Here is an 11,900-nt window from a genome sequence, read left to right on the forward strand (position 1 = left end):
ATTGTTTTCACTACGCGCCGCCGGCCCCCGGGTCTGCCATTGAGAGATATTTGTAATGACGAAAACGCCGAAAACCCTCACGCTGTCCACTAAAGCCCCCCGCGCTAAAACGGCGGAACTGGCTGTACCTAAGACCACTTTATCTTATGTCATCGACAATGCGCAAGAGGCTGCCGGCAAAGTTACCGTTGTAAAAAAGACGCGTTCGCGCCTGGCCGCCGTGGCCGGTGCCGACAACGCCGCCGCCGACGTGGCCGAGCTGGCTGAAATGAGCACGTCGGCCGTCGATGCCGTGGCCGACGTGGTTGCGGAAGAGAAGAAAGCCACCGTCAAGGTGGCGCGCAAGGCCGGCGCCGCTTCGGCCGCCGTGTCGCTGGCCGCGCCGGCCGGCCCCAAGCCGGTGGTGGTGAAGACCCGCGCCGCCAAGGCCAAGGCCGAGCCGGCCCCGGTGGTGGTGGTGGCGCCGGGCGCCGCCCCGGCCGTGAGCCAGGTGACCGATGCCGCCACCCTGGCCACCATCGACACCTCCGGCTACCTGCTGCCGGGCGTGAAAGTGCCGGGCCGCCGTGGCCGCAAGCCGAGCGAATTCACGCCGGAAAACGATGAAGTGGCGGCGCTGAACGCCGTCGAGCGCGCCGAGCTGAAGGCTGTGTCGAAAGCGCGCGAGCGCAAGGCCAAGGGGCTGGACGCGCTGAGCACCGAAGGCGTGACCGCCGAGGACCTGGAACGCCGCCGCCTGCAGATCAAGAACCTGATCAACATGGGCAAGGACCGCGGCTTCCTGACCTATGCCGAGATCAACGACCAGCTGCCGGAAAACATCATCGATCCGGAGGCGATCGAAGGCATCATCGCCACCTTCAACGACATGGGCATCGCGGTCTACGAGCGCGCCCCCGACGCGGAAAGCCTGCTGCTGACCGACAACGTGGCCGCCGTCACCAGCGACGACGAAGTGGAGGCCGCCGCCGCCACCGCGCTGTCGACCGTGGACTCCGACTTCGGCCGCACCACCGACCCGGTGCGCATGTATATGCGCGAAATGGGCGCCGTGGCGCTGCTGACGCGCGAAGGCGAGATCGAGATCGCCAAGCGCATCGAGGGCGGCCTGAAGGACATGATCCAGGCCATCTCGGCCTGCCCGACCACCATCGCGGAAATCATCGCGCTGGCCAAGAAGATCGAGAACGACGAAGCCAAGGTTGACGAAGTGGTGGACGGTTTCGTCGACCTGAACGAAGCCAGCAACGCGCCGGCGCCGGCCGCTGCTGCCAATGCGCATGCCGCCGCGTCGGACGAGGACGAGGAAGAAGAGGAAGAAGTCGAAGAAGAAGACGGCGACGCCAACGGCGGCGCGGCCGGCTTCTCCACCGAGCAGCTGGTGCAGCTGAAGAAGGGCGCGCTGGAGAAGTTCGAAGTGATCGAAGTGCAGTTCGAGAAAATGCGCAAGGCCGCCGGCGGCTACGGTTCGCCGGCCTACAACAAGGCGCAGGAAGTCATTTCCGCCGAGCTGCTGGGCATCCGCTTCACCGCCAAGGTGGTGGAAAAGCTGTGCGACACGCTGCGCGGCCAGATGGAGCAAGTGCGTTCCATCGAGCGCGCCGTGCTGGAACTGTGCGTGAACCGCTGCGGCATGCCGCGCGCCCACTTCATCAAGGTCTTCCCGGGCAACGAGACGGACCTGGACTGGGTGGACGGCGAAGTCGATGCGGGCTATCCGTACAGCGCGGTGCTGGGCCGCAACGTGCCGGCCGTGAAAGAGCTGCAATCGAAAATGATCGACCTGCAGGCGCGCGTGGCGCTGCCGCTGGCCGACCTGCGCAAGATCAACAAGCAGATGGCGGCCGGCGAGAAGCGCGCCCGCACCGCCAAGCGCGAAATGACGGTGGCCAACTTGCGCCTGGTGATTTCCATCGCCAAGAAGTACATCAACCGCGGCCTGCAGTTCCTCGACCTGATCCAGGAAGGCAATATCGGCCTGCTGAAGGCGGTGGACAAGTTTGAATACCGCCGCGGCTACAAGTTCTCGACCTACGCCACCTGGTGGATCCGCCAGGCCATCACGCGTTCCATCGCCGACATGGCGCGCACCATCCGCGTGCCGGTGCACATGATCGAGACCATCAACAAGATGAACCGCATCTCGCGCCAGATCATGCAGGAAACCGGCAGCGAGCCGGACCTGGCGACGCTGGCGGTCAAGATGGAAATGCCGGAGAACAAGGTGCGCGAGATCATGAAGATCGCCAAAGAGCCGATTTCGATGGAAACGCCGATGGGCGAGGACGGCGATTCGCAACTGGGCGACTTCATCGAAGACAACACCACGCTGGCCCCGCTGGACGCCGCGCTGCACGCGTCGATGCGCAACGTGATCAAGGAAGTGCTGGACTCGCTGACCCCGCGCGAAGCGAAGGTGTTGCGCATGCGTTATGGCGTGGAAATGTCGAACGACCACACGCTGGAAGAAGTGGGCAAGCAGTTCGACGTGACGCGCGAACGCATCCGCCAGATCGAAGCGAAGGCCATGAGCAAGCTGCGCCAGCCGTCGCGCTCGGACAAGCTGAAGACTTTCCTGACCACGCATTAAGCCGGCGGGATGCGCCGTCAGGCGCGCACGGATGGACCCGGACGGGAGGCTGCGGCCTCCCGTTTTTCATGATTGGGCAGCATGATGGTGAGGGTGGTGCCGCGCCCGGGCGCGCTGTCTTCGCCCAGCTCGCCGCCGTAGGCTGCCACGCGCTCGCGCAGCGCCAGCATGGCCAGCGTGGCGCTGCGGCTGCCGTTTGCCTGGCGGCCCAGGCCGTTGTCGCTGATGACGATCAGCAGCGTGCCGGGGCGCAGGTCCAGCGACACGTCCAGCCGGGTGGCCTTGGCGCAGGTTTCAATGCTGAACAGCGCCTCCTGGATCATGCGGAAGATGGCCCATGTTTGCGGCGGCGCCAGCGCGGCGCTGTCGCTGATCAGGTGCAGCTGGCAGTGTATGCCGCTGCGCCGTTCCTGCTGCTTCAGCAGCCAGTCGGTGGCTGCCGGCAGGCCCAGTTCCAGCGTGCTGGGGTGCAAGTCGTTGATCAGGGTGCGCACCGCGCCGATGGCGCAGTCCAGCGTGGCCAGCACGCGCATGCTGTGGGCGTGCAGGCGCGGATGGCGCGCCTGCGACGCGCTGCCGAGCAGGGTGGCGTCCAGCTTGAGCGCCATCAGGCTCTGGCCCAGGTCGTCGTGCAGGCATTGCGCCTGGCGCCGCCGCTCGCGTTCGCGCGCGGTTTCCTGCTGGTCGCTCAGTTCGCGCAGCTGGCGCAGGCTCGACTGCAGCGCCTCCTCGGCGGCGCGCCGTTCGGTCACATCGACGCACATGCCGATCAGCAGCGCCGGCTGGCCGTCCTCGCCGTACAGCGGCTGCTTGTAGGTCAGCAGGCGGCGGTCCTGGCGCAGGCCGGCGTGCCACACCCACTCCTCGTCGGTCCACAGCTTGCGCGAGGCGAAAGCGGCGCGGTCGGCGGCCAGGAAGCCGGCTTGCTGCTCGGCCGGGTAATGCTCGCCGCCGTGGGTGCCAGCCAGGGTGGCGAAAGTCTGGCCGAAGGCCTCCTCGCAGGCCGCGTTCATCATCACGAAACGGGAATCGGCATCCTTCACAAACAGCGCCAGCGGCAGCCGGGCCAGGATGTCGCGCAACTGGCGCTCGCTGTGCGCCACCACGGCCGCGTCGCGCTCGCTGGCGGCCAGGCGCTGCCGCACGCTGGCCAGTTCGGTTTCGGCGGCCCGGCGCGCGCGCGCAGCGTGGCGCCACAGCGCCAGGCCGGCGATGCCGGCGGCGATGGGAAACGCCTGAAAGAAGATGCCCTCTGCAAACATCGTTAAATTATACCTTCTTATTATTTTTCTATCGCGGGCGAGGCATGCCATAGTTTCCTGCATATTCGACGCCAGTCCTACTGGAGTTTCTTCGGCTTGGAACTCGTCATCAATAAAGCCGCACGCGGCGGTGGCGATGAAGGGCAACACCTCGGTGCGCAGCGCCGACGCGCACAACCTGATCGCCGTCACGCTGGACGGCATCCGGGCCCAGCATTTCGGGCAGAAGGAGAGCATGCAGGAGATGCCCGGCTTCGCCGGCAAACTGTCCGGCAAGGAAGTGGCGGCCCTGTCCAATTACATGCACGCCAGCTGGGGCGGCGCCGCCAGGGGCACCGAGGCGCAGGTGACAGTCGCGCGGCGGGAGGTGCCGGCCACCGCCACCGCAGCGGTAGCCATCCCGGCCGCCGCGCCGCCAAGCCCCGGGCCTGTTTCGCCCGACCTGGCCATGGCAGGCGTTGACGCCGCGCCGCTGCTCAAGGCGCTGTTCGGCGACTATGCCACGGCCAAGGACGGCGGCGTGGTGGCCGCGCTGAACGATCCCGACCAGCCCGGATCGCAAGGCCTGTACCTGCTGTCGCGCGTCGCCTCCACCGTGCTGCCCGGCGGTGAAACCGTGCTGGTGTTTAACGGCGAGGCGTGCAACGATGCAGGCGAGGCCCAGACCGCGCACGCCACCCCGGGCCTGCTCAGCATTTTCGTGCTGAAGCAGGAGGGGGCCGGGCAAGGGCAGGGCGCCTGGCGCGTGCTGCGCCGCCATGAAAACTTCGCGGCTCTGGGGGTGTTCGGCAACGTCGGTACGCTGAGCTGGGTAACACTGGCGCCGGGCAGGGTTGGATTGGCGGCCGAAAGCGGCGGCACATGGCAGGGCTACACCTCCATGTTCCTGTCGCTGTTCGACGTCGCGGACCCGCAGCCGCGCGAGCTGATGGGGCCGGACGGGCAAGTGCTGGCGGACACCGAAGGTACCTGCGGCGGCCGCGTGGCCGAATGCTGGGACGTGCGCGCTCGCTGGCGCGTCTTGCCGCCTGAGGCCGGGGCGCGCTACGCCGACCTGGCGATGGACTTTGAGGGCGAGGAGCGTGTGGCTACCCCCCGCCAGCCTGGCGGCCGCTGAAGCCGCCGCCGATGAGGACAACGTGGTGCGCATCACCAAACGCATCGGCGGCGCGTTACGTGTTCGACGGCACGTCTTACAAGCGGGCCAGCGGCGCCAATCCCATTCCAACGTTTTGATTTATATTTCTAACGGGAAATATTCATGGATAATCGGTCATTATTAAATTCCCCTCCAATGTTTTATAGAATGGTCATCTTTATTTTTCTCCGGAAATTAATATGGTAAAGATACTCATATCCTAATTAACTGTGACTATCCATTTGAAAGTATTCGTGCATATATTCAATTGCCACACATAAACTTCTGGTTTACTATTCGTTTCGAAGTCTGAAAAACGGCAAACCCCGCGAAAACGGGGGGCGCAAAGCCATCGGTCTAACGGGTTTATGACCCCATGACGGCAGGGCTGCCAGGCAGTGTGGTGTAAGATCGTTCCCCTCGCGCCCATCGGGCCGCCGGGCCGTGTTACCGCATGGTTGTGCAGCCCTGTCTTTGAAAATATTCAAGCACAGGAAGATAGCCATGAAGCACGCCGCCCTCTCCCCAGAATATCTTCGCAGCCGCGTTCAGGCCCGCCTTCGCATGCCGGCTTCAGCACCGCTTTGGCAAGTCAAACTAATCAATTAATTAATAATATAACTTTTATCTTGAAAGTTGCTTTGCATAATTGTGAGCCTCTTGCAATCGGTTATTTTTTTCTTTTGGGTAAAATCACGCAAACCCTACTTTGCAAGACTTCAGACCAATTTGCAGCATAAAAAAAGTACTTTGGTGCAAGCGGTTGCTTACCAGCAAATCGTGCACTCGTATCTAAGCAGCAATCTGAAAAGGGCAAACCATGCGAAAGCATGGCACGCAAAGTCTACGGTCTAAAGGGATTCCGGTCCCTATGACGGCAGGACTGCCAGAACAAACGCAACTTCTCCGTGTTCGCCACGGAGGGTGGGAGCTAGTGTGCGCCCGAGACCCGGTCTCGGCGGCGCAGTGGGTTCAGCGGGTGTACCAGCAGTCCTGTTTCAGCCTTAATTTGAAATCAGGACAACCACCATGACCATCGCCGCCTCCAACACCGCCTTCAAATTCGCAAAATCGCGCTTCGCCATCGCCGCCGCCGTTGCACTGAGCAGCCTGGCAGCACTTCCTGTCACCGCACAAGCAGCTCCGCCGGAGCAGTGGGCCAGCGGCCGCATTCTGGTGACCACCCGTGCCGGCCTGCCGGCAGCGGAATTCGACAAGATCATCAAGACGCACGGCGGCAATGGCAGCCGCAAGCTGACCGGCGGGAAGCCGGCGAAGGACAGCGCAGCGGACGGCAGCGGACCGAATATTTATGTGGTGGAAATGCCGCCGGGACGCGAGCAGGCGTTGATGCAGGCGCTGGCCCGCAACCCGCACGTGAAATCCGCCGAGCTCGACGGCGTGCTCAAAATGCGCCAAACCCCGGCCGATCCGTACTACGGCAACGAATGGCACCTGCCGATGGTGCAGGCCCCGGCAGCCTGGGACGTTGCAACCGGCAGCGGCATCACGATCGCCATTCTGGACACCGGCGTGGAAGCTTCGCATCCGGACCTGGCCGCGCGCATCGTTCCTGGCTGGAATTTCTATGACAACAGCAGCAATACGGCCGACGTCTACGGCCACGGCACCAAGGTGGCGGGTGTCGCAGGCGCCATCGGCAACAACTCGGCCGGCGTGGCCGGCGCTGCCTGGAACGCCAAAGTCATGCCGATGCGCATCAGCGACCCGTCCGGCTATATTACCTACTACAGCATCGTGGCAAACGCGCTGATCTGGGCTGCCGACCATGGCGCGCGCGTGGCCAACATCAGCTACGGCGTGGACGACGTGGCCGCTGTCCAGAGCGCCGCGCAATACATGCGCAACAAAGGCGGCGTGGTTGTCACCGCCGGCGGCAATGCCGGCACCTACGATGCCAGCCCGAACACCAACACGATGATCACCGTCGCCGCCACCGATGGTTCGGACCAGCGTGCCAGCTGGTCGAGCTATGGCCCGTACATCGACGTCGCCGCGCCCGGCGCCGGGATCTGGACCACCACCGTGGGTGGCGGCTACGCTGCCGTCAACGGCACCTCGTTCTCCAGCCCGCTGACCGCCGGCGTGGTTGCGCTGATGCTGTCGGCCAACCCGGCGCTGCAGCCCGCCCAGGTGGATTCGATCCTGACCTCGACCGCCGATGACAAGGGTGCGGCCGGCCGCGACGACTACTACGGCTATGGCCGCATTAACGCCGCCCGCGCCGTGGCAGCGGCAAAAGCAGCCGCCACCACCGACAACCAGGCGCCTACGGTTGCGTTCACCACGTCTGGCGGCACGGTGACAGGCCTGATCGCGCTGAACGTCACGGCGTCGGACAATGTCGGCGTGACCCGCGTCGAACTGTACGCCGGCGGCAACCTGGTGGCCACGGACATCGCGGCGCCTTACGGTTTCAGCTGGGATTCCACCACCCGCGCCGACGGCGCCACCACCCTGGTGGCCAAGGCATATGACGCGGCAGGCAACTCCGCATCGAGCACCATCAACGTCACCGTGGCCAACACGGCCGGTTCGGTCGACTTGACCGCACCGGTGGTCAATATCAACAACCCGGTCAACGGCGCGACGGTGAACGGCAATGTGAGCATCAGCATCAGCGCCAGCGACAACGTTGCCTTGTCGGTCGTCAACCTGTATATCGATGGCCAGCTCAAAGCAACCGGCAATGGCACGGTGAACTACACCTGGAACAGCCGCAAGGCATCGGGTGGCGCGCATACCATCCAGGCCGTAGCCCGTGACGCGGCTGGCAACACCAGCAGCAAGTCGATCCAGGTCAATAAGTAACATTCAACACGCAAGCAATGAAACGCCGGTCTGTGACCGGCGTTTTTTCATTCTGGGCCGTCATCCGCGCCGGCCACCCCGGCGGCGGCTGCGATTGGCGGCAAAGGCCGCGCCAAGCATGCCCAACGACATCAACGCGAGGCTGTCCGGTTCAGGAAGCTCCCGTGGTCCGCAATCCTGGACTGCCGGGTCGCAAGGCGGTTCGCCGATCGGATTGCCCTGGAAGTGCGCCCATTCCTCGTACCCGTCGTTATTCTCGTTGACGCTGCCGAACCTTGAGTACAGGTAAATAAACGCGCCATTCTGGGCTTCCAGCGTGTTGTAGCCTCCCGTCGCGAATGCGGAGGTGAGCATGAAGAGCGGTATATCCAGCGTCATGTCCCCGCTGCCGCTACCGCTGTTAAGGCTGTAGTCGAGTTCAACGCGGTTGTCGCCGCCGGCATCCATCTGATACACGGTGGTCGCATTGGCCAGTGGCAGCAAGGCGCCGTCCGCCAGTATCGGTTCGATGGATTGATTCGCCGTGGTGGAAAGGAAAATCTGCACTTCGTCCAAGGTCAAGAACGGATTGGCGCCCGTCTGGTTGATGTCCAAAAGGAATCTCATGACCTCGCCGCCCGCCGCAGCCCCATTGGTATCAATCAGGCCTACTTGCCCCACGGTAATTTCGTGATTAAAGGTGTTGGTGCCATCGTTCTGATATGTATTGGATACCGTCGTGTTATAGCCCTGGACAATGTCCTGGTTATCCCTGATGCGGACAAAGGAATCGATGACGCCGGAACCGGTTGGCTGGGGCGCCACTTGTGTAAACGTGGCGCTGTTAATTGTGCCTGAGCTGTTTGCCGTTGTAAGGGAGAGGACGGCCGCCTGAGTGGTGGCGGTCCACATCGCAGTAAGCAGCAGAACCCCTAAGTATCGCTTCATTTTTATACCCTCCTTGTGATTTGAAACCAACCGTTCACTGATCGGGATATAAGCATAAAGCGAGCCTAGCATCATAAAAGCTTGAATATGCTCATGTTTTAATTTTGGCCTCGTTTGATAAGAAAAAATCTGTAAAGAAATTCGACAGTATTTTATTCAACTTATTTAAAGCAATAAAATATATTGTGGGGAAATAATAAATACGGTTGGGGAATGTGTATTATTGATTGGCAATAATTCAGCGGCTTTAGCCCGTATTGCGCAATCCCGCCGCCACCCCGTTGATCGACAAGTGGATGCCGCGGTGCACGCGCTCGTCGACCTTGCCGGGCTCGTGGGCCACCGAGCGGTGGCGCTTGATCAGCTCCACCTGCAGGTGGTTCAGCGGGTCCAGGTAGGCGAAGCGGTTCTGGATCGAGCGCGCCAGCAGCGGATTGCCGGCCAGGCGCTCGCTGGCGCCGGTGATGCGCTCCAGGCAGGCCAGCGTGGCCGCATGCTCGTCGGTGATGCGCTTGAAGATGCGCGCGCGCAGTTCCGCGTCCTGCACCAGCAGCGAATAGCGCGAGGCGATCGCCAGGTCGGTCTTGGCCAGCACCATGTCCATATTGGACAGCAGGGTGGCGAAGAAGGGCCAGTGCTGGAACATGGCGCGCAGCTGCGCCACGCGTTCCGTCTCATCGCCGTCCGCGATCCACGAGCCGATGGCGCTGCCGAAGCCGTACCAGCCGGGCAGCAGCAAACGGCACTGGCCCCAGGAAAAGCCCCACGGGATGGCGCGCAAGTCCTCGATGCGGCGGGTGGACTTGCGCGAGGCGGGCCGCGAGCCCAGGTTCAGTTCGGCGATTTCGGCAATCGGCGTGGCCGAGAAGAAGTAGTCGGTGAAGCCGGGCGTTTCGTACACCAGGTTGCGGTAGGCCTGGTAGGCGCGCCCGGAGATCTCCGCCATGACGGCTTCGAAGCCGGCCAGCTGCGCGCGCTGGGCGTCGTCCGCCGCCGGCGGCATCAGGCTGGCCTCCAGCGTGGCGGCCACCAGCAGTTCCAGGTTGCGCCGCCCGATTTCCGCGTTGGAGAACTTGGAGGCGATGATTTCGCCCTGCTCGGTGAGGCGGATCTGTCCGTTCACCGTGCCCTTGGGCTGCGCCAGGATGGCCTCGTAGCTGGGGCCGCCGCCCCGGCCCACGGTGCCGCCCCGGCCGTGGAACAGGCGCAGCTTCACCCCGGCCCTGGCGAATACCTCCACCAGTCCCAGTTCGGCCTTGTACAGCTCCCAGTTCGAGGTGAGGAAGCCGCCGTCCTTGTTGGAGTCGGAATAGCCCAGCATGACTTCCTGCAGCCCGCCTTGCGCGTCGATCAGCTGGCGCACCAGCGGCAGCGCCATCAGGCGCTCCATGATGCCGGCCGCGCGCTGCAGGTCGGGAATGGTCTCGAACAGCGGCACCACCATCAGGTCGGCTGCGCTGCCGCCTGTGCCTTGGCCCGCGGTCCTGCGCAGCAGCCCGGTCTCCTGTTGCAGCACCAGCACCTCCAGCAGGTCGGACACGGTTTCCGTGTGCGAGATGATGTAGTTGCGGATGGCGCGCGCGCCGTAGCGCTGGCGGATTTCGCGCGCCGCGCCCAGCACGGCCAGTTCGGAGCCGGTTTCGGCCGAGTAGGTGATATAGGGCGAGTACAGCAGCCGGGGCTGGGCCAGTTCGGCCAGCAGCAGTTCCACCTTGGCTTCCTCGTCCAGGCCCGCGTAGTCGGGCGCGGCGCCGGCCTTGGCGAACAGCTCGGCCAGCACGCGCTCGTGCACGTCCGAACTCTGGCGCATGTCCAGCGAGGCCAGGTGGAAGCCGAAAATGTCGGCCGCGCGGCGCAGCGTGGACAGGCGCGGCTGCACCAGCATGGCGCCGTGGTTGGCGTTCAGCGAATCGATCAGGATCTGCAGGTCGGCCGCGAAGGCGGCGGCGTTCTCGTACGGCTCGGCGTGGCCCACTTCCTTGCGCAGGATGTTGGCCGCGCCCAGCGCGCGCGCCGTGCCGGCCAGGCGCGCGTAGATGCCGATCAGCGCGCGCCGGTACGGTTCGTCGCTGCGGTGGTCGGAGGTGTCGGTGGAGGAATCGGCCAGCAGCTGCAGGGCCGGCGTGCACTTGACCATCAGCGTCGACACCGACAGCTCGGCGCCCAGCGCGTGCGTTTCGTCGAGGTAGAAGTCGAGGATGGTGGTGGCCTGGCGCGCCAGCGCGTGGCGCGCGGTGGCGGCGTTGACGTTGGGGTTGCCGTCGCGGTCGCCACCGATCCAGCTGCCCATCTGCACATAGGGCGCGGCGATGGCATGCAGCTGCGGCCCGCCGTCCGCGCCGTCCGCGCCGTCCGCACCATCGGCCCCCGCCGGCCGGTACTGGGCGGCGATGTCGGCCTCGATGTCGTCGTACAGCCCGGGCAGCTCGCGCAGGAAGGTGATGCGGTAGTAGGACAGCGCGTTCTCTATCTCGTCGGCCACGGTCAGCTTGGTGTAGCGCAGCATGCGGGTCTGCCACAAGGTGGCCACACGGGAGCGCAGCAGGTGCAGGTTGGCGGCGCTTTCCTTGGGCGTGAGCGGCGTGTCGCGCTCGGCCAGCAGGCGCGCGATGTCGTGCTCGGCGTCCAGGATGGATTTGCGCTGCACCTCGGTGGGGTGGGCCGTCAGCACCGGCGAAATCAGCGCCTGTTCGAAGAAGCCGGTGACGGTGGCCCGGTCCACGCCGGCGCCGGCCAGCTTGCACAGCGCGTAGCTTACGCTGCCTTGCTGCGGCTTCGAGCCGGCCAGCAGGTGGGCGCGGCGGCGGCGGATGTGGTGCTGGTCCTCGGCGATATTGGCCAAGTGCGAGAAGTAGGAGAAGGCGCGCACCACGGTGATGGTCTGCTCGCGCGTGAGGATTTTCAGCATGCCGTCCAACTCCTTGGCGGCGCCGGCGTCGGCCTCGCGGCGGAAGCGCACGGCGGTCTGGCGGATGGTTTCCACCACCGCGTACACGTCTTCGCCCTCCTGCGCGCGCAGCACGTCGCCCAGCAGGCGGCCGAGCAGGCGGATGTCTTCCTTCAGGGGCGCGTCCTTGTCGGCGCCGGCGGCTGATGCTGCTGTGATGCTTGCAACCATGGTATATGCCCTATGCATGATTCTTGAATGGGG

6 protein-coding genes and 2 riboswitches are annotated in these 11,900 nt (G+C 64.3%); of the genes, 3 read left to right on the forward strand and 3 right to left on the reverse strand.

All coding sequences use genetic code 11. From position 1 onward, the window contains the following. Positions 1-55: 55 nt before the first annotated feature. Positions 56-2,590 (forward strand): RNA polymerase sigma factor RpoD, encoded by a 2,535-nt coding sequence (gene rpoD / locus AC56DV_RS20910; protein ID WP_496316152.1) that lies wholly within the window; start codon positions 56-58, stop codon positions 2,588-2,590. Positions 2,591-2,607: 17 nt separating this feature from the next. Here rpoD and AC56DV_RS20915 read toward each other — a convergent pair whose 3' ends face one another. Continuing rightward, the gene (locus tag AC56DV_RS20915; RefSeq protein WP_496316153.1) at positions 2,608-3,852 is read right to left on the reverse strand and encodes a PAS domain-containing sensor histidine kinase; all 1,245 of its coding nucleotides are present in this window, start codon (positions 3,850-3,852) and stop codon (positions 2,608-2,610) included. Positions 3,853-3,988: 136 nt separating this feature from the next. On the opposite strand from AC56DV_RS20915, the gene AC56DV_RS20920 reads away from it, so the two are divergent. Together AC56DV_RS20920 and AC56DV_RS20925 are read left to right on the forward strand one after the other, a co-directional pair. After that, positions 3,989-4,969 (forward strand): hypothetical protein, encoded by a 981-nt coding sequence (locus tag AC56DV_RS20920; protein ID WP_496316154.1) that lies wholly within the window; start codon positions 3,989-3,991, stop codon positions 4,967-4,969. Positions 4,970-5,298: 329 nt separating this feature from the next. Then, positions 5,299-5,386: riboswitch (cyclic di-GMP riboswitch) on the forward strand. A gap of 406 nt (positions 5,387-5,792) precedes the next feature. Next, a riboswitch (cyclic di-GMP riboswitch) is annotated at positions 5,793-5,881 on the forward strand. A gap of 138 nt (positions 5,882-6,019) precedes the next feature. Then, a complete protein-coding gene (locus AC56DV_RS20925) occupies positions 6,020-7,822 on the forward strand; it encodes a S8 family serine peptidase (RefSeq protein WP_496316155.1) in 1,803 nt (600 codons plus the stop codon). A 60-nt stretch (positions 7,823-7,882) separates the two neighbouring features. Here the strand turns inward: AC56DV_RS20925 and AC56DV_RS20930 are convergent, their stop codons facing one another. Together AC56DV_RS20930 and ppc are read right to left on the reverse strand one after the other, a co-directional pair. Then, positions 7,883-8,749: a PEP-CTERM sorting domain-containing protein gene (locus AC56DV_RS20930; protein WP_496316156.1), complete on the reverse strand. Its 867-nt coding sequence runs from the start codon at positions 8,747-8,749 to the stop codon at positions 7,883-7,885. A 247-nt stretch (positions 8,750-8,996) separates the two neighbouring features. Further along, positions 8,997-11,867, reverse strand: a complete 2,871-nt coding sequence (gene ppc, locus AC56DV_RS20935) for a phosphoenolpyruvate carboxylase (protein ID WP_496316157.1) — start codon at positions 11,865-11,867, stop codon at positions 8,997-8,999. Between the last annotated feature and the right edge of the window lie 33 nt (positions 11,868-11,900).

Source organism: Massilia sp. BGA-UO-ETr-WB1, from assembly GCF_059567845.1.